Origin of the sequence: Pseudomonas hormoni (genome assembly GCF_018502625.1) — a bacterium.
GTDB lineage: Bacteria > Pseudomonadota > Gammaproteobacteria > Pseudomonadales > Pseudomonadaceae > Aquipseudomonas > Aquipseudomonas hormoni.
In genome coordinates, this window is record NZ_CP075566.1 from 4,682,565 (window position 1) to 4,703,680 (window position 21,116).

The 21,116-nt window shown below is 60.4% G+C and carries 21 protein-coding genes and 1 pseudogene; 10 read left to right on the top strand and 12 right to left on the bottom strand.

All coding sequences use genetic code 11. From position 1 onward, the window contains the following. Nucleotides 1-121: 121 nt before the first annotated feature. Nucleotides 122-1,954 (top strand): gamma-glutamyltransferase, encoded by a 1,833-nt coding sequence (ggt, locus tag KJF94_RS21790; RefSeq protein ID WP_214378684.1) that lies wholly within the window; start codon nucleotides 122-124, stop codon nucleotides 1,952-1,954. Between the two features lie 206 nt (nucleotides 1,955-2,160). Here ggt and KJF94_RS21795 read toward each other — a convergent pair whose 3' ends face one another. The 5 genes from KJF94_RS21795 to KJF94_RS21815 all read right to left on the bottom strand — a co-directional run bounded on the left by KJF94_RS21795 (nucleotide 2,161) and on the right by KJF94_RS21815 (nucleotide 5,097). Next, the gene (locus tag KJF94_RS21795; protein WP_214378686.1) at nucleotides 2,161-2,505 is read right to left on the bottom strand and encodes a gamma-glutamylcyclotransferase family protein; all 345 of its coding nucleotides are present in this window, start codon (nucleotides 2,503-2,505) and stop codon (nucleotides 2,161-2,163) included. Between the two features lie 33 nt (nucleotides 2,506-2,538). Next, nucleotides 2,539-3,633 (bottom strand): D-alanine--D-alanine ligase, encoded by a 1,095-nt coding sequence (ddlA, locus tag KJF94_RS21800; RefSeq protein WP_214378689.1) that lies wholly within the window; start codon nucleotides 3,631-3,633, stop codon nucleotides 2,539-2,541. A 10-nt stretch (nucleotides 3,634-3,643) separates the two neighbouring features. After that, complete coding sequence (locus tag KJF94_RS21805; protein ID WP_214378691.1) at nucleotides 3,644-4,282, bottom strand: LysE family translocator; 639 nt, start codon at nucleotides 4,280-4,282, stop codon at nucleotides 3,644-3,646. Between the two features lie 69 nt (nucleotides 4,283-4,351). Then, on the bottom strand, nucleotides 4,352-4,564 hold the full coding sequence (locus KJF94_RS21810; RefSeq protein ID WP_214378693.1) for a helix-turn-helix domain-containing protein: 213 nt from the start codon (nucleotides 4,562-4,564) through the stop codon (nucleotides 4,352-4,354). 8 nt (nucleotides 4,565-4,572) lie between these two features. Further along, nucleotides 4,573-5,097, bottom strand: a complete 525-nt coding sequence (locus tag KJF94_RS21815; RefSeq protein WP_375379838.1) for a DUF2975 domain-containing protein — start codon at nucleotides 5,095-5,097, stop codon at nucleotides 4,573-4,575. Nucleotides 5,098-5,286: 189 nt separating this feature from the next. On the opposite strand from KJF94_RS21815, the gene KJF94_RS21820 reads away from it, so the two are divergent. Beyond that, complete coding sequence (locus KJF94_RS21820; RefSeq protein ID WP_214378698.1) at nucleotides 5,287-6,096, top strand: AraC family transcriptional regulator; 810 nt, start codon at nucleotides 5,287-5,289, stop codon at nucleotides 6,094-6,096. Nucleotides 6,097-6,172: 76 nt separating this feature from the next. Beyond that, nucleotides 6,173-6,541: a cupin domain-containing protein gene (locus tag KJF94_RS21825; protein WP_214378700.1), complete on the top strand. Its 369-nt coding sequence runs from the start codon at nucleotides 6,173-6,175 to the stop codon at nucleotides 6,539-6,541. A gap of 4 nt (nucleotides 6,542-6,545) precedes the next feature. Here KJF94_RS21825 and KJF94_RS21830 read toward each other — a convergent pair whose 3' ends face one another. The 4 genes and pseudogenes from KJF94_RS21830 to KJF94_RS21840 form a co-directional block, all read right to left on the bottom strand. Then, the gene (locus KJF94_RS21830; RefSeq protein WP_214378702.1) at nucleotides 6,546-7,145 is read right to left on the bottom strand and encodes a flavin reductase family protein; all 600 of its coding nucleotides are present in this window, start codon (nucleotides 7,143-7,145) and stop codon (nucleotides 6,546-6,548) included. A 58-nt stretch (nucleotides 7,146-7,203) separates the two neighbouring features. Then, the gene (locus KJF94_RS30680; protein ID WP_431768164.1) at nucleotides 7,204-7,812 is read right to left on the bottom strand and encodes a methyl-accepting chemotaxis protein; all 609 of its coding nucleotides are present in this window, start codon (nucleotides 7,810-7,812) and stop codon (nucleotides 7,204-7,206) included. Next, nucleotides 7,792-8,520 (bottom strand): annotated as a pseudogene (locus tag KJF94_RS30685) (PAS domain-containing protein); the annotation flags it as partial. The gene KJF94_RS30680 and the pseudogene KJF94_RS30685, both read right to left, overlap by 21 nt. 129 nt (nucleotides 8,521-8,649) lie before the next feature. Beyond that, entirely contained in the window at nucleotides 8,650-9,963 is a 1,314-nt protein-coding gene (locus KJF94_RS21840; RefSeq protein ID WP_084323502.1) for an MFS transporter, read from the bottom strand. Between the two features lie 200 nt (nucleotides 9,964-10,163). Here KJF94_RS21840 and KJF94_RS21845 point away from each other — a divergent pair, with 200 nt between their 5' ends. The 3 genes from KJF94_RS21845 (at nucleotide 10,164) to KJF94_RS21855 (ending at nucleotide 13,568) form a co-directional block, all read left to right on the top strand. Further along, nucleotides 10,164-11,582, top strand: coding sequence for a short-chain fatty acid transporter (locus KJF94_RS21845; RefSeq protein WP_008037184.1), 1,419 nt, complete (start codon nucleotides 10,164-10,166; stop codon nucleotides 11,580-11,582). Between the two features lie 109 nt (nucleotides 11,583-11,691). Beyond that, a complete protein-coding gene (locus KJF94_RS21850) occupies nucleotides 11,692-12,864 on the top strand; it encodes a hypothetical protein (protein ID WP_214378706.1) in 1,173 nt (390 codons plus the stop codon). Between the two features lie 182 nt (nucleotides 12,865-13,046). After that, nucleotides 13,047-13,568: an SET domain-containing protein-lysine N-methyltransferase gene (locus KJF94_RS21855; RefSeq protein WP_214378708.1), complete on the top strand. Its 522-nt coding sequence runs from the start codon at nucleotides 13,047-13,049 to the stop codon at nucleotides 13,566-13,568. 5 nt (nucleotides 13,569-13,573) lie between these two features. On the opposite strand, the gene can is transcribed toward KJF94_RS21855, so the two are convergent. Then, on the bottom strand, nucleotides 13,574-14,218 hold the full coding sequence (gene can, locus KJF94_RS21860; protein WP_214378710.1) for a carbonate dehydratase: 645 nt from the start codon (nucleotides 14,216-14,218) through the stop codon (nucleotides 13,574-13,576). Nucleotides 14,219-14,387: 169 nt separating this feature from the next. Here can and KJF94_RS21865 point away from each other — a divergent pair, with 169 nt between their 5' ends. Further along, nucleotides 14,388-14,792, top strand: coding sequence for a serine kinase/phosphatase (locus KJF94_RS21865; protein WP_214378712.1), 405 nt, complete (start codon nucleotides 14,388-14,390; stop codon nucleotides 14,790-14,792). Nucleotides 14,793-14,916: 124 nt separating this feature from the next. Here KJF94_RS21865 and rimI read toward each other — a convergent pair whose 3' ends face one another. Together rimI and KJF94_RS21875 are read right to left on the bottom strand one after the other, a co-directional pair. Next, nucleotides 14,917-15,369, bottom strand: a complete 453-nt coding sequence (rimI, locus tag KJF94_RS21870) for a ribosomal protein S18-alanine N-acetyltransferase (protein ID WP_214378714.1) — start codon at nucleotides 15,367-15,369, stop codon at nucleotides 14,917-14,919. Next, nucleotides 15,362-16,102, bottom strand: coding sequence for an energy transducer TonB (locus KJF94_RS21875; protein ID WP_214384930.1), 741 nt, complete (start codon nucleotides 16,100-16,102; stop codon nucleotides 15,362-15,364). Before KJF94_RS21875 ends, rimI begins: the two co-directional genes overlap by 8 nt. Nucleotides 16,103-16,308: 206 nt before the next feature. On the opposite strand from KJF94_RS21875, the gene mksB reads away from it, so the two are divergent. The 3 genes from mksB to mksF are packed head-to-tail and all read left to right on the top strand — an operon-like array spanning nucleotide 16,309 to nucleotide 21,114. After that, nucleotides 16,309-17,586: an Mks condensin complex protein MksB gene (gene mksB, locus KJF94_RS21880; protein WP_214378716.1), complete on the top strand. Its 1,278-nt coding sequence runs from the start codon at nucleotides 16,309-16,311 to the stop codon at nucleotides 17,584-17,586. Continuing rightward, nucleotides 17,576-18,277 (top strand): Mks condensin complex protein MksE, encoded by a 702-nt coding sequence (gene mksE, locus KJF94_RS21885; protein ID WP_214378719.1) that lies wholly within the window; start codon nucleotides 17,576-17,578, stop codon nucleotides 18,275-18,277. The genes mksB and mksE overlap by 11 nt, the downstream gene beginning before the upstream one ends. Next, a complete protein-coding gene (mksF, locus tag KJF94_RS21890) occupies nucleotides 18,274-21,114 on the top strand; it encodes an Mks condensin complex protein MksF (RefSeq protein WP_214378721.1) in 2,841 nt (946 codons plus the stop codon). The genes mksE and mksF overlap by 4 nt, the downstream gene beginning before the upstream one ends. Nucleotides 21,115-21,116 lie beyond the last annotated feature (2 nt).

The window sequence follows — 21,116 nt, forward strand, 5'->3', positions numbered from 1 at the left end:
TGCTGCCCTTGACCCTACAGAAAATTCGTCAATGGATGAAGGACAATAACGTCCCATGTTTGCGTCACTGGCTGTCGGCCGATAAAGTCCCCTGACCTTTCCCACGGACGGAGTACCGCGCGTGTTCACAGCCTTTCACTGGAATCGCTATCGCCTGTCAGCCCTTTCGCTGATTGCCAGCGCGTTGACCCTTGCAGCGTGCAACGCTCCGCCCGCGTCGACATTGCCGCTCGCACCGGAAACCACCTCGGGCTATCGCACCGACCTGCAGACCCGGCACGCCTCCAAGCATATGGCCGCTGCAGCGAATCCGCTCGCGGCAGACGCCGGGCGGGAGATGCTGCGCCAGGGCGGTTCGGCGATTGATGCCGCTATTGCAATGCAAGCGGTGCTGACGCTGGTCGAGCCGCAATCCTCAGGTATCGGCGGTGGTGCGTTTATCGTGCTCTGGGATGGCAAAACCGTGCGCACTTACGACGGTCGTGAAACCGCGCCGGCCGGCGCCACCGAGAAGCTATTCCTGCAAGCCGACGGCAAACCGATGCCGTTCACTCAGGCGCAGATTGGCGGTCGTTCCGTGGGCACACCAGGCGTGTTGCGGGCGCTGGAACTGGCCCATCAGAAACACGGGCGCCTGCCATGGGCGCAGTTGTTCGAGCCAGCAATCAGGCTCGCGGAGCAAGGCTTTCCCATCTCGCCACGCCTGCATCAATTGATCGCGTCGGATTCGTCCATGCAGCGCTCGCCAGACATGATGGCGTATTTCCGGAACACCGATGGCAGCCCGAAAGCTGTCGGCACCCCACTGAAAAACCCGGCGCTGGCCGCCGCGTTCAAACGTATCGCCAAGGAAGGTCCGGATGCGCTGTACAAAGGCCCCATCGCGCAGGAAATCGTCGCCAAGGTTCAGGGTCACGCCAACCCCGGCAGCCTGTCGCTGAGCGATCTCAATGGCTATTCCGCCAAGGAACGCGCGCCACTGTGCACCGATTACAAACGCTGGCAGGTCTGCGGCATGCCGCCGCCGTCGTCGGGCGGAATCGCCGTGGCGCAGATCCTAGGCACCTTGCAGGCGCTCGAGACTCGTGATCCGCGTTATGCCCTGGCGCCACTGACGCCAGTCAAAAGCACCCAACCCGCAGGCCTCGAACCGGCCCCTGAAGCCGTGCACCTGATCTCCGAAGCCGAGCGTCTCGCTTACGCCGACCGTGCACAGTACGTCGCCGACAGCGACTTCGTACCCGTCCCGGTCAAAGGCCTGGTTGACCCGACTTATCTGGCCAGCCGCGCCGCCCTGATCGGCGATCGCAGCATGGGCACGGCCAAACCCGGCACGCCGCCGGGCATTCAGGTCGCCTATGCGCCGGACCGTTCGCCGCTGCGCATTTCCACCTCGCAAGTGGTGGCGGTCGATGACCTGGGCGGTGCGGTGTCGATGACCACCACGGTCGAATCCGCATTCGGCTCGCACCTGATGGTTCAGGGCTTTCTGCTCAACAACCAGATGACCGACTTCTCGTTCATCCCCGAAGAAAACGGACAAAAAGTCGCCAACCGCGTCGAGCCTGGCAAACGCCCGCGCTCGTCCATGGCGCCCACCCTGATCTTCGACCGCCAGAGCGGCGAATTTCTCGCCACCCTCGGCTCCCCCGGCGGCTCGCAGATCATTGAATACGTCGCCAAATCCACCGTCGGCCTGCTCGACTGGAACCTCGACCCGCAAACCGCCATCAACCTCCCCAACTTCGGCAGCCGCAACGGCCCGACCGAGCTGGAACAGGGGCAGTTCAGTGCGCAGCTGATTCAAGCGTTGAAGGAAAAAGGACACAGCGTGAGCGAGATCGACATGACCAGCGGCACTCAGGCGATTGTCCGGGTCAAGGATGCGCAGGGGAAAGCATCGTTGGCAGGTGGGGCGGATCCGCGGCGCGAGGGGGAAGCGTTGGGGGATTGAGTCCTGCGCGGTACGGAAAAGGCTTACCGGGAGGTAGGCCTTTTTTATGGAAAACCCATCCTGATCGTCCAGCTTGCGAAGCCTTTTCCTACCCGCAAATGACTGCTTCCACGATAGAGTTTGAAGACCGATTTCCCGATACCTGTCAGGCCCGGCCCATCAAGACAGCTGTCAGCGAGACTTGATCTTCATCCCGCACCACGCAACTACACGCTCACATACACCCACGCTTCAATCCCTGATTCCAGCACCACACTGACGCGCTTGTAATCCGACACTTCATAACTATCCGCAGCCGCCAACTCCTCGACCGTGATCTGAAACACCATCCCCGGAATCGGCGCGCTGTTCTCGTCGCCCGGACGAAGGATTGGATGATGCGTCTTGCCGCTGGTGGCCAATACCTCGGGATCGGTAATTTCCACCCAGGCCTGCTCGTAACCCAACATCGCATCGGCACTGCCGGTCAGCTCACGCCCGAAGTTGGCCAGTTGCACGGCTTTGTCCTGCAAGGTGCCGTAGGAAAACAGACACACCGTTGAATCGCTCATTCCTGAATCCTTGATTGAATAGTCGCGCACAGGCTAGCGAGAAATCTTCAGCGCCTGCCGCGCCTTGTGCTTTTCCAGTGCCAGCTCGATCAGACGGCTGACCAGTTCGCTGTAGGTCATGCCGGTGGCCTGCCAAAGTTTGGGGTACATGCTGATGCGGGTGAAACCAGGGAGCGAGTTGATCTCGTTGATCAGCACTTCGCCGCTGTCGGTCAGGAACACATCGACCCGCGCCAGACCGGAACAGCCCAACACCTGAAACGCCTCGACGGCCAGGGCACGAATGCGTTCGCTGGCTTCGCTGCTGATGTCAGCCGGAACCACCACTTCAGCAGCCTGTGCGTCGATGTATTTGCTGTCATAGGAGTAAAACCCGCTGCGTACGACGATTTCGCCACAGCCGCTGGCGATGGCGTCTTCGTTGCCGAGCACTGCACATTCGATCTCGCGGCCGCTAACGGCGGATTCGACCAGCACTTTCTCATCGAAACCCAAAGCCAGTTCGACTGCTGCCGTGTACTCGGCTTCGTCGTTGACCTTGCTCACGCCCACCGAAGAGCCCTGGTTCGCCGGTTTGACGAACAGCGGCAGGCCGAGCTTGCCCTGGACCTCGGTGAACCCGGTGCGCCTCACTGTGGCGCGGGTCAGGGTCACGAACGGCGTGACCGCCAATCCGGCATCACGGAGCAGGCGTTTGCTGATGTCCTTGTCCATGCACACCGCCGACCCGAGCACATCGGAGCCGACAAACGGCAGATCGGCCATGCGCAGCAACCCTTGCAGGCAACCGTCCTCACCCAGGGTGCCGTGGACGATCGGGAAGATCACATCGACGTGGCCCAGCAGTTCCTGACTCGAGGTTTCCACCAATTGCTGACTGGCCTTGCCCGGCACCACGGCGAGTTCGCGGTTGGACTGGTTGAGGGCGATCAGCGCCGGGTTTTCCTGGTTGAGCAGGAAGTTCGACGGGTCGTTGAGGTGCCAGTGGCCCTGCTTGTCGATGCCGATCAGTACCGGTTCGAAGCGTGACCGGTCCAGCGCGTCGACGATATTTTTCGCCGATTGCAACGACACTTCGTGTTCAGCCGAACGGCCGCCAAAAATAATGCCTACCCGCAGTTTGCTCATTCAGGATTCCTCAACGATTGGCCACCAGATGCGCACCGAACAGCAAGTAACAACTGCCGGCAAAGCGATCCAGCCATCTACGCGAACGGTCGTAAGCCTTTGCCATTCGACGACTGGAAAACAGCAGCGCAACGCCGCTGTACCAACTGAAGGACAAGGTCGCCATGGTCAGCACGGCCAACGCCAGCAACATCGGCGGCACGGACGCGGGCATGGCCGTCGCGAAGATGGTCGCGACGAACAATGCGGATTTGGGGTTGGTCATGTTGCCCAGAAAACCCTGGCCATACACCGACCATAACGTGCGCCCCGCTCCGTCAATCGAGCCGCTGCCCGCAACAACGGGCGGTTTACGCCTGAACTGCTTCAAGCCCAGATAGATCAGGTAACAGCCACCGGCAATCTTGAAGCCCAGGTAAAGCGTCGGCGCCGCGCTGAACAGCGACTTGATACCCAGCCCGCCCGCCAGCCCCCAGAGCACAGTGCCAGTGGCCACGCCCAGTGCGGCCACCACGCCGTGGCGCTTGGATTGACTGGCGGCCAGTTGCGCGATGTTGAAGAAGTTCGGCCCCGGCGTCACCACCGCAACCGCCCACAATAGCGCCAGCGACAACAAAGGAGCGGCGTAGCTCAGGTGTGATTGTTCCATTACGTAAACCGCCGTGACGTTGATGAATCGGACGTAGTGCACGAGGTAGGCACTACCAAGCGTTTATTTTTACTCGACCTCAGGCACATGGATCAACAGGTCACCCGGCTGACAATTCAAATGTTTGCAAATCGCGTCCAGAGTTGCCAATCGCAACCCCTTGACCTTGCCCTGCTTCAACAGCGACAAATTCGCTTCGGTAATGCCAATGGCAGCGGCGAGGTCTTTGGATTTGACCTTACGTAAGGCGAGCATCACATCCAGCTGAATAACAATCGACATAAAAAATCTCAAACGAAGGTGCGGTACTCGGAGTCCACTTCACTGGCCTGCCTGAGAATACGCGCGATGATCGAAATACACGCTGCCAGGAATAACGCGACAAAGGTTGGCGCCGTGATACTGATGGTAAGCAGTCGTTCACCGATCGGCGCATTCATCGTCACCCAGAGACTGAGCAGTGGCTCGCACAGAAAATCGAGCAGCACCCAGAGCGCGACAGCCCTGCCGACCAGACCTAAATGAATCGCCGCCTCACTGGAAAAATATTCACCTCGCGAATAGTTCTGGAACAGTCGACGCAAGTGCCCCAACCCGTATGCCAGGGCCAATAACGGTACGCTCGACAACAGCATGCCGCCCAGTGTTTGCCACCATGGGAACAACATTGCTTGATCGGTGATCTGTGAGAGCTGGCGATCGGTAAGCGCAAAACCGAGCCCCCATCCATCCTTCGCCGCCAGGAAAGGAAAGAGCCAGAGCACAATGTTGATCGCCAGCATTGCGACGATAAGAAAAAGAGTCACAGCAGCCATGCGTTGGCTCAATTGAGCGAGACGATTGGAAGTCACGGCACTACCTCACACGAATGAATGTCGGTAAAACTTAGACCATTAATTATCGCAAAACAATAATTTATTACTGTAATACACATATAGAAACGTATCCAAAGACTACGTTACTGTTCCAGCTTCAGGCTCAAGACAAAATCGGGCACCTCCGGAATGAGTAAAAAAGTCATTCACCACGACTGGTTCCACCGCGCGCCCGATATTGGCGGGCTACAGCGGTTCGAGGCGTTCTTTGCCGGCCATGGCTACGACCTGCACCGCCACGACACCTACGCCATCGGTCACACCCTCGCCGGCGTGCAGCGTTTTCAGTACCGCGGCGGCTGGCGCCACAGCCTGCCCGGCGGGACGATGGTGCTGCACCCGGACGAAATCCACGATGGCGAAGCCGGGACCGAGACCGGCTTCCAGTACCGGATGATGTACATCGAACCGGCACTGATTCAGCAAATGCTCGGCGGTCAGCCGCTGCCCTTCATCAAGAACGGCTTGTCGACCGATCCACGCCTGTTCGCCGCCACCGAAGTCCTGTTGCGCAGCCTCGACTGCCCCCTCGAACCGCTGGAAGAGCAGGACGCGCTGTTCGATCTGGCGCAAGCCTTGAACAGCGCTGGCGGAGTCACTGCCAGGCCTGCAAGCTTCGACTACAGGGCTGCGGAGCGCGCGCGGGAATACATGCACAGCGCACTGGATCGCACCGTGACGCTGGAAGAACTGGCGCACCACAGCGGCCGGGATCGCTGGAGCCTGTCGCGGGATTTTCGCCTGTTGTTCGGCACCAGCCCTTACCGTTACTTGACCATGCGCCGTCTTGACCTGGTTCGTTCGCTGCTGATTCAGGGCCAGTCGCTGGTCAGCGCCGCGCTGATCGCCGGCTTCACCGATCAGAGCCACATGACCCGCCAGTTCAGCAAAACCTACGGTTTGTCGCCAGCGCGCTGGATGAAAATGCACCGCCGCTGAGCCACGCACAATCGTACAAGAAGCACGCTGCTGCGCTGGCTATCGTGGTTTCACGATCAACCACGAGAGCTGTTCCATGAACGCCTACGAAAGCCTGAACTTCGCCGAAAAAATCTCCCGGATCGGCGCGCACTGGACACCGCGGGTCATCGCCGAAATGAACGACTACCAGTTCAAGGTGGTGAAGCTGCTGGGGGATTTCATCTGGCATGACCACCTTGATACCGACGAAGCCTTCATCGTTCTCGAAGGCCAGTTGCGCATCGATTTTCGCGATGGCCACGTGCTGGTGAACGCCGGCGAAATGTATGTGGTGCCCAAGGGGGTCGAGCACAAACCGTTCGCCGGGCAGGAGGTGAAACTCCTGCTGATCGAACCCCGGGGCGTGTTGAACACCGGCAGCAATGGCGGCGAACGCACGGCTGAGAATGACGTTTGGGTGTGAAGTCTTAAAGCTGTAAGGTTTTGCCGTCCACCGGATCGCCGATTTTCAGGAAATGCCCGCCTGCCACGTGGTGCAAGGTGCGCAACGCATCGTGCCCCTCGAAGTGCCAGCGACCGTCGCTGAACACGCGCTCGTCCGCCTGAGCGGCGATCACTTCGGCCAGGAACAGATCGTACTGTTGGTGATTGCCGGGCTCCGGCAGCAGTCGGCACTCCAGCCAGGCCACACAACCTTCGAGCATCGGCGCATCGACCCGCTCGCCGCTGAAGGTCTGCAAATCATAGGTCTGGAATTTGTCCCGGCCCTGGCCCTGAGTCAACTCCAGTCCGGACGTCGAGCCAACGGTTTGCACGATATCGGCCTGGGCGGCGCAAGGTACATTCAGCACGAACGTGCCCGACGCCTCCAGCAGTTGCCGGGTCCAGGTGGACTTGTCCAGCACCACGGCAATTTTCGGCGGTTCGAAATCCAGGGGCATGGCCCAGGCTGCCGCCATGATGTTGCGCTGCCCATCATGGGCCGCGCTGACCAGCACGGTCGGCCCATGATTGAGCAGACGATAAGCCTTGGACAAGGGAACCGGGCGGCGGTGGGAAGCGCTCATGGGCATCTGCTCCTGGGAAAAGAGCCGATTGTAGCGATTTCCGCCCGGTTGGCAGGTATCAACTCGATAGTTGATTGGCGAACTGCCCGACCGCATTCACCACTTTCTGTGCGCCGTCCTGAATCTCGACAATCACTGTACCCGCCTCTGCCGCCAGCGCCAGGCCTTGTTCGGCCTGAAGTTTACCGTCGGTCATCAGGGATACGGCGTTACGCGCCATGTCCTGGTTCTGACGCACCACCAACACAATTTCATCGGTGGCCTGACTGGTGCGCGAAGCCAGCTGCCGGACCTCGTCCGCCACTACCGCGAAACCACGCCCCTGCTCACCGGCCCGGGCCGCTTCGATGGCGGCATTGAGCGCCAGCAGGTTGGTCTGTTCGGCGATGCCGCTGATGGTTTTGACGATGGTGCCGATCACCAGCGATTGCTCGTTCAGCGCTTCGATGCCTTCGCCGGCCGTTTGCATGTGTTTGGCCAGATCGCGCATCACGTTCACTGCTTGAGTCACCACGGCCGTACCGCGCTGGGCGCTTTGGTCGGTCTGCTGCGAGGTGCCGTAGGCAATGTTGGCGGCTTCGGCGACGGCCTGTTCCTGATTGACCTGATCGGTAATAACCGTGGCGAATTTCACCACTTTGTACAGCTTGTTGTTGGCATCGACCACCGGGTTGTAGGACGCTTCCAGCCACACTGTACGACCGTGGTTATCCACGCGTTTGAAGCGGCCGGCCACATATTCGCCAGCGTTCAACCGACGCCAGAAATCCTGATATTCGGCGCTGTTGTAATCATTAGGTTCGCAGAAGATACGGTGATGTTTGCCCTTGATCTGCGCCAGGCTGTAACCCATGCCGCTGAGGAAGCGGTCGTTGGCGGTCAGCACGTTGCCACTGAGGTCGAACTCGATCAACGCCGTCGAGCGCACCAGCGCACCGATCAGGTTCTCGTGCTCACGGGACGCCTCGATGGTGCGGGTCAGGTCACTTGAAAAAATCGAAAACTGCTTGATCCGCCCGTCCGAGGAACGCACCGGCTGTACGATCGAACGCAACCAGGCTTCCTGACCATCGCCACGCAACAGGCGCACCGCCCCGGCGAAGTGCTCGCCACGGGTCAGCGCAGCCTTGAAACGTTGGTGGAACTCATCGGTCTTCACGTGGGGCGGCACGATGTCTTCGATCGGACGATCGATCAGGTCGTGGCTCTTGTAGAGCATTTCGCTGATGAAATTCTGGTTGGCCGACTGAATCCGCCCATCGGGATCAAGGGTCAGGACCAGCATCTCGCTTTCCAGACTTTCCTTCACTTGCTGAAGGCTGGAGAGTTCTTCGCGAAGAGCCGACAACTCTTGCTTCAAGCGTTTGTTGAACATGGGAAAGCACCGATGGGCAGGGATAGAAAGCGGTATGCAGCCTAGCCATCGGCCTTGGGGATATTTTCTGAAGAGTGTTTCAGGCTTGTCCTACAAAAATAGTTGTCATATGCGCCGCGCCACCTTCAATCAGATGGCGCCAGCCGCCGGGCAACTGCCTGTTCTGGGCATGCGCGCACCGAAATACAGTGCGCTGCTCACACCCACCGCCCCCATCACGGCGCAGAAGATCACGCAGATCCACGGACTCCACGGCATCAGGCCGATCAGCAACAGCGGCGTGATACTCGCCCACGCGGCGTAGGCAATGTTGTACGTGAAGGAAATCCCCGAAACGCGAATCCGCGCCGGGAACAGACTGACCATGACCGAAGGCACCGCGCCGACCACACCGCAACCGAGGCCCGCAATCGCGTACGCCAGACCGATCCAGCTGCCGCCGCTGATCAGGCTGGTATAGAGCACGCCAATGCCCAGCGGCAACAGCAGGCTATACAACATCACCGTGCGCCAGGCGCCGATGCGGTCGACCAGCAACCCGGCGAGCACGCAGCCGATGTTCAGGAACACGATGCCCAACGCACTCAGGGCGAAGGTGTGGCTGGCGGTCATGCCGAAGGTTTTCTGCATCATGGTCGGGGTAATGACCACGAACACCACCACCGCCGATGTCAGCACGCAGGTAAGAATCATCGCCGGCAAAATGGCCAGGCGATGTTCACGCAAGACTGTGCGCAAAGGCAGTTCGACGGCGGCATCGCGCTTGGCCTGCATCGCCATGAACACCGGGGTTTCGCTGAGCCAGCGGCGAAGCCAGACGCCGATCACGCCAAATACGCCACCCAGCAGGAACGGGTAACGCCACGCGTAATCGAGGATTTCCGCCGGGGTGAACGCCTGCGCCAGAAAGGTCGCCGTCAGGGCGCCGATCAAGTAACCAAAGGTCAGTCCCGCTTGCAGGAAACCGAGCGCATAACCACGGTGCGCGACCGGTGCGTGCTCGGCGACGAAGACCCAGGCGCTCGGCACTTCACCACCCACCGCCGCGCCTTGCAGAATCCGCAGGGCCAACAGCAGCAGTGGCGCGAAATAGCCGATCTGGGCGTAGGTCGGCATGATGCCGATCAGCAGGCACGGCAGCGCCATCATCAAAATGCTCAGGCTGAAGACTTTCTTGCGCCCCAGCCGGTCGGCGAAATGCGCCATCAGGATGCCGCCCAACGGCCGCGCCAGATAACCGGTCACGAAAATCCCGAAGCTTTGCAGCAGGCGCAGCCATTCGGGCATTTCCGGCGGAAAGAACAGCTGGCTGAGGGTCAGGGCGAAAAACACGAAAATGATGAAATCGTAGATTTCCAGCGCACCGCCGAGGGCCGCAAGGCCAAGGGTCTTGTAGTCCGAGCGGCTGAACGGTGCCGGGCGCGAATCATTATGGGCAGTCATCAAAAGAACTCTGGCGTAGGCAAAAAACCAAGGCGCCCATGGTCTACGCAAACACGCCAGCGGACAACCCGTTAGACCAAAGTCTCAGCTTGGTAAAACTTCGTCACAAAACGTGACCGATTGATTTACTGTTGGCACCTGTCCAGACGGGCCTCTGCGGCCTTGAAGACCACAACAAACATAAAAATCGAGGTACTCCCGTGGCCGCTGATATCGAAGATACCCGCTCTGCCCGCTTTGCCCTGCGCTGTTCCAGTTTTGCCGAACGCTGGTTTCCCGATTCCTGGGTATTCGCCGCGTTGGCGGTGATTATCGTCGCCGTCGCCACCCTGTTCATGGGCGCCAAACCCACCGACGCTGCCATGGCGTTCGGTGACGGGTTCTGGAGCCTGATCCCGTTCACCATGCAGATGGCGTTCGTGGTGATCGGCGGCTATGTGGTCGCCAGTTCGCCCCCCGCTGTAAAGCTGATCGACCGCCTGGCGCGAATCCCGAAAAATGGCCGTTCCGCCGTAGCGTGGGTGGCGCTGATTTCCATGGTCGCGTCACTGCTGAACTGGGGCCTGTCGCTGGTATTCGGCGGCTTGCTGGTGCGTGCCCTCGCCCGCCGCGTCGATCTGAAAATGGATTACCGCGCGGCTGGCGCAGCCGCGTATCTGGGCCTTGGCGCCGTATGGGCCTTGGGCCTGTCGTCGTCCGCTGCGCAATTGCAGGCCAACCCGGCCAGCCTGCCGCCGTCGATTCTGTCGATCACCGGGGTGATTCCTTTCACACAAACCATCTTTCTCTGGCAGTCCGGCGTGATGTTGCTGGCGCTGATCGTGATCTCGCTGATCATTGCCTACGCCACCGCACCCGGCCCGAACTCGGCCCGTGATGCCAAAGCCTGCGGCATCGATCCGAGCTTCAACCTGCCGCCACTGCAACCGCGCACTCGTCCCGGCGAATGGCTGGAACACAGCCCGCTGCTGACGATTCTGCTGGTGCTGCTGGCGGCCGGGTGGCTGTTCCACGAGTTCTCGACCAAACCGGCGATCAGTGCGATTTCCGGGCTGAACACCTACAACTTCCTGTTCATCATGCTCGGTGCCCTGCTGCACTGGCGCCCGCGCAGCTTCCTCGATGCGGTGTCCCGCGCGGTGCCGACCACCACCGGCGTACTGATCCAGTTCCCGTTGTACGGCTCGATCGCCGCACTGATGACCACGGTCAAAGGCACTGACGCGCAAACCCTGGCTCACCACATCTCGACCTTTTTCGTACAAATCGCCTCCCACGACACCTACGCGCTGCTGATGGGCGTGTACTCGGCGATCCTCGGTTTCTTCATTCCGTCGGGCGGCGGCAAGTGGATTATCGAAGCGCCGTACGTGATGCAAGTGGCCACCGACCTGAACTACCACCTGGGCTGGGCCGTGCAGATCTACAACGCCGCCGAAGCCCTGCCGAACCTGATCAACCCGTTCTACATGCTGCCATTGCTGGGCGTGCTGGGGTTGAAGGCGCGGGACTTGATCGGTTTTTCGTTCGTGCAACTGCTGGTGCACACGCCGCTGGTGCTGTTTCTGTTGTGGGCGCTGGGGACGACGCTGACGTATACGGCGCCGGTGATGCCGTAATGTAAAAAGGGGCCGATATTTCTATCGGCCCCCACTTCTCGTTCAGTCCCTTCTGTTTCAGTATGTCTTCGCCCGTTTCGGGGTCCCACACGCTGAAAAGGATCTGAGCATGTTCAAACTCGCAGGACTCACCCTCGCCGCCCTCACCCTGAGTGCTGTTGCCCACGCCGATGCCGATCTGAAGCTGGGCAGCACCGAGCGCGTCACGCGGCTGTTTGCCTACCCCAACAACTGCAACGTGATCTGCTTTCGCAACTGGACGCTGGAGCAAACCGTCGAGCATTACCTGACGCAAAGCGTGCAACGCGATGGTTACAGCGATGCGAAGGTGCAGGTCAAAACCGATAATGATCAGCTCTATGCCGCCATCACCGGGGTGCCCAGAGGCTATGAAAAGCCGTTGGCGGCGCTGCTCGATGCAGGCGATCTGGCCTACACCGGCGCCAGCAAGCTGAATGCCGATGGCAAGTGGGCGTATAGCTGGTATTTGTTCCTGCCGCTGGGCATGGCGCTGGAGAACCGTAGAAGCGTCGAGTTGCTGCACTTCCCGCCGGATTACTCCCTGACCCAGGCGCAGGACTACCTGGAGTCCAAGACAACCGATCGTTGGGCCACGCTGCTGACGGTGAACGGGATCCCTGCCGATCAGACGCCGGCTTTCCAGACCATCATCGACATCGCGCCGATTGCCGCGCCATCCAATGCTGGCAAGGATCTGGAAGGCGTCTACGACTACTTCAAGGACTACCAGACCACCATGGTCAAGGAAGTCAGCCAGAACGCCAGCGGTGCCGCGCTGCCGATGGTCGCTTTCGGTGCGCCAGTGCGCAACTGGATCAAGCAGCAATACGGACCGACCGTAAACGTGCTGGGCCTGGCCACCATCAGCCCGAAGGAAGGGGTGAAAGTGCCAGTGCTGGGTTCCAACCACCCGAGCTACATCTGGTACGCCGCCGATCCCGAAAGCTATACCGGTAAAGATCCCCAGGCCCAGGCCGACGCGGCGGGCCTGAAAGTCATGGGCCAGGACTTGAGTGCCGCGTGCTGGCAGGCCGCCATGGGCCGCGACCCGGACAGCAATCCAGACGTTGAACTGAAAAGTTGCACCCAAACCTGGCAGGTGGCCCAGACAGATAAAACCTGCGAGCTGTTTTACACCTCGATCCGCAACCTGACGCCCGCGCAAGCCACGGCCAAGTGCGCGACGACACCGATCAAGGCTCAACTCAAACAGCTCAAGGTCCCGGCACCTGCGACCGCGGTGCCTGCTCCGCATTTGTAACCTGCTGAACAGCGTTCCTGCGTGAGCCTTGGCTGACGTAGGAACGCGCGCTTTTCCTCTGTCAGTTGTGACAGTAGACCAGTGGTTTTTTTTGCGAGAGTCTTGAGGCGCACCCCAAGTGCTGCAGGGCTGACAGGACGTCAGCTGTCGGAAGTCGCAGCGCCCCGCCGACAAGGATTGTTATGAGAACCTGCGCCGATCAAGGAATCCAACCGCCCTCCAATGGCATCTACCCCTTTGCAGAATTGCCCCTTCGTCTTGGATTCCCGTCCACGGACAACTTTCAAACCATCTACACCGCTCAAGGGAAGGCAATAGCTGTCGCAGCCCTGCGCGAATTCCCTCGCCTGAGCCGGATGTGCCGGTTTTCCGGGCATCTGCTGCCCTACCGCTGCCGACATACCCGACAATTGGCGCCGGGCATTCATGTCTACGATCCGCGCTTCTGCGGCCTGATCAACCATGCCTGCGACCCCAATGCCTTTCTCGACATGAGCGAGCTGTGGTTATGGGCGCTGAAAGACATCAAAAAGGGCGATCGACTGATGATTGATCTCGCCGCGACGGAAGACAAACTGCAGCGGCAGTTCGCCTGCCGCTGCGGTTGTCCTGGCTGCCGGGGCTGGATCACCGGCTACGACGAGTTGCCGAATGCCAATGGCCAGCTGTTTTTACAGAACCGCCGCCGACGAAGCCCGGGCTGAGGGTTTTATTGCGCCTCGACCGGGCGCAAACGGTACTGAGGCGGTAACTGTTCGAAACCGCTGATGCTGGCGTTCAGGCTCTTCCACCGGCCATCCTTGATGCCGTAGATGCAGCCGTGAATCGACAGCTTCTGCCCACGATGCCAGGCATTTTGCACAATGGTGGTGTGCCCGACGTTGGCCACTTGCTGGATCACATTGAGTTCGCAGAGGCGGTCGACCCGCTCTTCTTCCGTCGGCAACAGGGCCAGTTCTTCGCGTTTTTCGTAGTAGAGATCGCGAATCGAGCGCAACCAGCCGTCGATCAGGCCCAGTTGACGGTCCTGCATCGACGCGCGCACGCCACCGCAGCCATAGTGGCCGGTGACGAGGATGTGTTTGACCTTGAGCACGTCAACCGCGTACTGAATCACCGACAGGCAGTTGAGGTCGGTGTGCAACACCACGTTGGCCACGTTGCGATGCACGAAGAGGTCGCCGGGCAGCATGCCAACGATCTCGTTCGCGGGTACGCGGGCGTCGGAGCAGCCGATCCAGAGGAATTCCGGCGTTTGCTGGCGGGCCAGTTTGGCGAAGAAGTCAGGATCTTCTTTGGTGATCGCGTCAGCCCAGCGCTCGTTGTTATCAATCAGATCTTGTAAGTCGTTCATGCAATGAAGCCTCGAGAATGATGCGCTGCTTTGACAGACAACCGTCCGTCGGGGTCACGCGCCAGATACAGATTGCCGCTGATACATAGTACCTGCCACTCCATGCCGGTGGAATTCTGAGGAGCCCAGTGGGTCCACCCTAGTAAGGCCCACAGTATGAGGAATTGCCATGACTGATTCACGACGTCCGTACGATGCGGTGCAACCCGAGCCCATCGACGACAACGAAGACCGCATGGGCTCGATGCATGAACTGGATTTTGATGAGGAAGAACCCAACGCCAAAATCGGCGATGAACTGACCGACAACGAGCGCGAGCGACTCATGCCGCGGGGGCGCGTGCGTGAAGCAGGCATGACTGGCGCCTCGACCGCTGACCATGAATCCACCGACGACGACATGAGTCCGGAGACATTGATCCGTGAAGACGGTGCGCGAGATGCCCATGAGGCGGGTGAAGGTGGCCAGGCCGATTGGGAATTGAGCATTGTCGATGAAGACGACATCGGCGGAGGCAACGGTCTGGATGAAGAGGAAATGGCGCAGCGGGATCCGATGGATGGGAATCGGTGATTCTGTGACGAGGGAGCTCGCTCCCGTTCGGCTGCGAAGCAGTCGCAAAGACTATGACCTGCTCACGATCAGGTCCGCTTCGCGGCCCAGCGGGAGCAAGCTCCCTCGCCACAATGGTTATGCGTCAGTCAACGAGGGTGCAGGCCATGACCACCGCATCTTCGCGCCCACCTACGGCCGGATAATAATCCCGACGCCGGCCAATCTCGTTAAACCCATACCGCTCATACAACCGGAACGCCGACCGATTGCTGTCGCGCACTTCCAGAAAACATTCCCGCGCCTCAGCCTTGTAAGCAATCGACATCAGGTGCTCCAGCAACGTCAAACCCAGGCCACGGCCCTGATTTTCCGGCTTGACGGTAATGTTCAGCAGGTGCGCTTCATCGAGAATGATCTGCACCACGCCGTGCCCGACCTGCTGCGAACCTTCAAACATCAGCCAGATCTGGTACTTGCCCAGCCCATCGAGAAAAATCCCGCGGGTCCACGGATGGCTGTACGCCGCGTATTCGATTTTCAGCACAGCGTCCAGGTCCGCCTCGGTCATCGGGCGAAACGATACAGCGTCACTCATTCGATTCTTTCCAGCGCGCCATTAGCCGACGCATGGCTTGCCAGACATCAGCCTTACGCTGTGGCTCTTCCATTAATAATTCCAGACCCGGCAGGGCCCAGACCGTGCCCAGGCCGTCGACCTGGAGTTCACGGTTGAAGGATTCGGCGTTCGCCTCACCGGCGAAACGCACCGCCGGCAGGCCGATCAACCACACGCAGACGCACGGCGCGTCTTCCAGGCGAGCCGAGAGAAAACCTTGCACGAAGTCGCGAGCCGCTTCCGGGCCTTGATCCATGGTACCGCGAGCCAACAGCGGCCAGCGCACCGGCTCACCGACGATCTGCGGGCTGTCCGGCAGGCCGGCGGCGCGCAGCATGTCCTTGAGCAGCAGATACGCGGGATCGCGGGTCTGGAAGGTTTCGCCTGTGGGTAACTCCACCAATAGCAGGCAGCGACCGGCGCGCAACAATTGCAGGGCGAATCGCGGAGGCGGCACGACCGGCGCCTTGACCGCGACCGGCGCCTCCTCTTCTTCGACCTTGGCGTTGGTGCGCGTGCTGGCCAACGATGGCCGGGGCACCTCGATCTTCACCCGCTCGGCCGGTTTGACCACAGGCTCCACCGGCGCATCGACCACGGGAGCCAGCGCCACCGGGGCGACGACCAACGGTTCGGGCATCTCCAGCAGCTCGGGCCGCGAAGGCGCGGCAAAGGGCAATTCGGTGCGCGGCAGCCAGTTGACCACCTGCATGGCGGTCAAATAAGCGCGACGACGGGACTCGATAAGCAAAGGTCGGCCACTTGTGGATAACTAAAGTGCGCTGATTCTACCGCCCTTCGCTCAAGATCGCCCACGCTTGATCGATAGAAAAGCGACAGCCCGTCCCGAGAGTGAATCGCATCGCCCCTGATGCAGTACAATCGCGGCTTTTAATCGCCAACCAGCCGGCCATTCCGATGATCGAACCCAAGCGCGTCTTGCGCGCCCTCGCTGAACACTGGGCACTTCTGGAGCCACTGTGCGAGCACTTCGACCAAGGCACACTGAGCCTCAACGAACTGCGCACGCAACTGGCCGCCCAGCAACTCGACAGTACGCCGCAGGACATCACCAGCCTGCTGGACGTGTGGATCCGCCTCGACATTCTGGTTCCCGTGGCGAAAAGCCCGAACCGTTTCGAGCTCAACGCGCAGATCCACGACTTTCTCGCCTACCTGCGCCGTGAGCACCGTCTGGGCCTGTGCCTGGAAATCGAAGCCTACTTGCGCCACCTCGAGCGGCTGGCCGGTTACATCCAGGATGCTTTCGACATCCGCGACGGCCACGACCTGGCGCGTCAGTTGCGCTTGCTCGACATGCGCGTGCGCGATGTGCTGAAGAAGCTCGCCAACGACGAACAGGCCCTGGTGGCCGTCGCCGAACGCGCCAAGACCAGCGACCGACAGATTCCGCTCCGTCAGCGTTACGCCGAGGTGCTGGCGACCTGGGATGAATACGTCGAGCCGATGATTCAGTTGGTGAACGCCGACGGCGCCTTCGAGCAAGGTGTGCGCAAGGTCGAAAACGTGCTGCTGAAGATGCTCACCGAGCAGCAGCGCCTCGGCCATCTGGTCGACGACGACATGCTGCTGCGCACCCACGCGCGCATTCTCGAAATGCAGACCAGCGCCCAGCTGACCTTGCGTCATGCCCGCGAATTGCTGCTGCCGCTGCGTGAAGAAGCCCGTCGTCACAACGCCGTGACCCGTGGCGCGGCGCTGGCCTTGTCGGCCATCCGTCGCAAAGGCATCGATGCGGTGCCGCAAGCGGCGATGCCGATGTTCACCCGGCCGCAAAGCACCTTCCTCGGCAGCGCCAGTCAGGTCGAAGCCTATGTTTACGCGCTGGCCCGTTTCGAGCCGAAACCGGCACGCTTCCCCAAGGCCCACAAGACCCAGAAAGGCGAAGCACCGCGCGCGCCACGCACCGTTCGGGAAATGCTCGAACGCTGCGAAGACGCCCTGCCGATGCCGGACCTGATGACCTGGTTGCTGGAACAGGAACCGGACGGCGCCACGGACGAATTGCTTTATTGGTTCTCGCGCCTGTCGCGGGAGAAACGCTTCAAACGCGAGCGTCTGGAACGCCGCGATTACCACACTCACGAGCATCAGGTCAGCCTGCGCTCCTTCGCCCTGCTCTCGGCCCGCGATACCGCCGCCGAGGATTCTGCGAGCACCCCACATGCATCTTGATCTATCCGAACTGTCCCAACTGGCGCCGATCTTTCGCGAGCTGTTCAAGGGTTACCACGTCAGCCGCCGCGATCCGGAGCTGTACGCACAACTGTCGAACTTCCAGGACCAGTACCGAACGCTGTTCAAGGCGCTGGGCTTTGAACTGGTCTGCGACACCCGGGGTTTCTACTACTTCGTTCCGGACCTCGCCGCAGCAGCGGTGAACAAGACTGCGCAACGTCTGGCGCTGTTCACCTTCATCCTCGTCGAGCATCTGGCGGATCAGGGCCGTGACCCGATTGCCGTGCTCGACGGTGGCAGCCTCGGCCGCGATGAATTGCCGTCGCTGCTGGAAAAGTACCGCGACCTGTTCATCCAGGCCGAAGTACAGACCGTCGAAGAGCTCGAAGAAAAAATCATGCGTCGCATGACTCAGCTCGGTTTCGCCAGCGAAGAAAACGGCGTCTACCGTTTCCTGCCGCCGATGCACCGTTTCCTCGATGTTTGCCTGTCGGTTCAGCAGGACCGTGATCTGGCGGCCAGCCTGCACAGCGTGTTGCCGCTGCCGGTGCCGGTGTTGATCGATGACGACAGTGACGAAAAACTGTTGGAAACCGACGATCCGCTGGACCTCAGTGACTTCGAAGAAGAAAGCGAAGAAGACGTCATGGCCCGCGCCATTGCCGAAGAACAGGAGACCGACGCATGAGCAAGGAACGCTACGGCATTCGCCGCTTTGCCCTTTTGAACACTGCCGGTTACAGCCTCGGCCTGTTCCCGCTGGAAGAACCGCTGTCGGTTTACGGCGCGAACAACCTCGGTAAATCCGCGTCGATCAACGCGCTGCAATTCCCGATTCTGGCGCGCATGTCGGACATGAGTTTCGGCAAGTACAGCCTCGAACAGTCCCGGCGTTTCTACTTCGCCTCGGACACCAGCTACATCCTCGTGGAAGTCTCGCTGCCCCACGGTCCGCACGTGATCGGTGTGGTCGGTCGCGGCCCGGGCGGTGGTTTCGGTCACCAGTTCTTTGCCTACGCCGGCAAACTGGATTTGGCGCATTACCAGAAAAACGACACCTGCCTGCGCCAGAAAGAACTGTTCACCAACCTTGAACGCGAAGGCCTGAAAGCCTACGAACTCAAGCCGGACGAACTGCGCCGTTTGCTGGTCGGCGGTCACACCTCGATCCCGCTGGACCTGACGCTGATCCCGCTGCGTTCCACCAGCGAGCAGAGCCTGAAGACTTTCCGCGCGTTGTTCATCAACCTGCTGCACATGCGCGAAATCACTGCGGCCAAGCTCAAGCAGCTGTTTCTCGATGCGTTCGAACACAGCCTGCGTTCCGGTAGCGTCGATTACATCGCCGCGTGCGAAGAAGCGTTCCGCGATGTACGACGCATGGAGCAGGACTACAACTCGCTGGTCACCGCCGGCCCGTTGGTTGAAGCGCTCGCAGCAGGCGTGACCCAGCGCAACATCCTGCGCGGCAAACTGCACCGCATCTCGCCGCTGCTCGACTCACTGCTCGGCACGTGGTCGGACTACGCCAGTGCGCGCAAGGAAGAGCTGACGATTCAGGCCGAGCATTACCGCAACGAGCAGGACGCGCTGCAAAACGATCAGCGCGGCGGCACTCAGGAACTGATGCGCCTGGAGCGGGAAATCACCGGCATCCAGCGCTGGCTCGGCGAGCTCTCGGCGCTGAAGAATCGCTTCGCGCTGGTCGATGACGTCAGGGTGCTCGAGCAGCAACTGCTGGCGGCCAAGGACGCACACGATGAATTGGCCGGCGCATTGGCGCAGTCGCGGCAGTTCTCTGCCGAAGATCTGGAAGAACGTCTGCGGGATCTGGAAAAACGCCTGAAGTCGGTGAAACAGCAACTCGATCACGCCGACAACAACAGCTACGCCCGCCTGCGTGAAGAGTTCTCGCAACAGGACGTCGAGCGCCTGATGCGCCTGTTCAACAGCGCGCTGTTCAGCCTCCCGTTGGGCGAACATGGCATCACGCTGGACGAGGACGGCCAGTGGGTCAAATCCATGGAGCTGATCCTCGACGGCTTCAAAGGCGAACACTTCGAAGTGCCAGGGCTGTCCATCGACATCTCGCACATCGAACCTCCAGCGTTGCAGGCCTTGGCTGACCGCGCGGCGTTGCGCGATCAGAAAGAGCGGCTGGAAAAAGAACTCAAGCAACTGAAAACCCAACAAGCCGTGGCAGCCGACCGCGCCGCGAGCAAAACCCAGACCGAAGCGTTGTACCAGCAAGTGCTGGATGCGCAGAAAGCCCTGGAAGATTTCCGTCGCGCGCAAACCCTGAGCGCCGAGGAAGACGACAAGCTCGAGCAGTTGGCGCAAATGGAAGCTGCTCAGGAAGAACTGAAGCGCTCCAGCGACGCCTTCACCGAACGCGTCCAGCAATTGTCGGCCAAACTGCAACTGGTCGGCCGGCAGATCGGCGACATGGAAGCCAAGCAACGCACCCTCGACGACGCCCTGCGCCGCCGTCAGCTGCTGCCGGCAGACCTGCCATTCGGCACGCCGTTCATGGACCCGATCGACGACTCCATGGACAACCTGTTGCCACTGCTCAACGACTATCAGGACAGCTGGCAGGGCTTGTTGCGCAGTGATGGCCAGATCGACGCGTTGTACGCTCAGGTGCGCCTCAAAGGTGTCGCCAAGTTCGACAGCGAAGACGATATGGAGCGTCGCCTGCAACTGCTGATCAACGCGTATGCACACCGCACCGACGAAGCCCTGACCCTCGGCAAGGCACGCCGTGCGGCGGTCACCGACATCGCACGGACCCTGCGCAACATTCGTAGCGACTACGACAGCCTCGAGCACCAACTGGCACTGTTCAACCGCGAGATCAACAAGCGCCAGGTCTCCAACCTGCAGAGCTTCCGTATCGTGCTGGCGCCGAACAAGGAAGCGCTCAAGCACATCGACCAGATCATCCACAGCGCCGGCCAGTACGAAGAAGGCGAAACCCTCTCCGTGTTCGACCTGAGCCAAAGTGCCGATCAGGACAACAAGAACGAAGAAGCCAAGGAATACCTGGCGCGTCTGGTGGCGGCGAACCACAACCAACTCGGTCTCAAGGACTTGTTCGAACTGGCGTTCGAGATCACCAAGGTCAACGGTCAGCCCGTTATCCATACCGACATCGACGGCGCCGCGTCCAACGGCACCACGATGACCATCAAGGCGCTGACCAACATGTACTTGTTGCTGCACTTGATGGACCGCGACCAGGCCGGCCGCGTACGTCTGCCGTACTACCTCGACGAGGCAGCGGACATCGATGAGAAGAACCAGGCAGCGCTGCTGGAAACCAGTTTGCAACTGGGCTTCGTGCCGATTCTGGCGAGTGTGAAACCGCAGGTCTGCGCCAGTGTCGCCATCGACCTGGAAGGCGGTAGTGGGCCGAACGGGATCTACATTGATGAGGCGGACTGGAAGTACATCCGTCGTCACGATGAGGTGAAGGCTGCTGTTAACGTTGAAGCGGACGAGCCCGAGCTGGATGCGGTCTGATT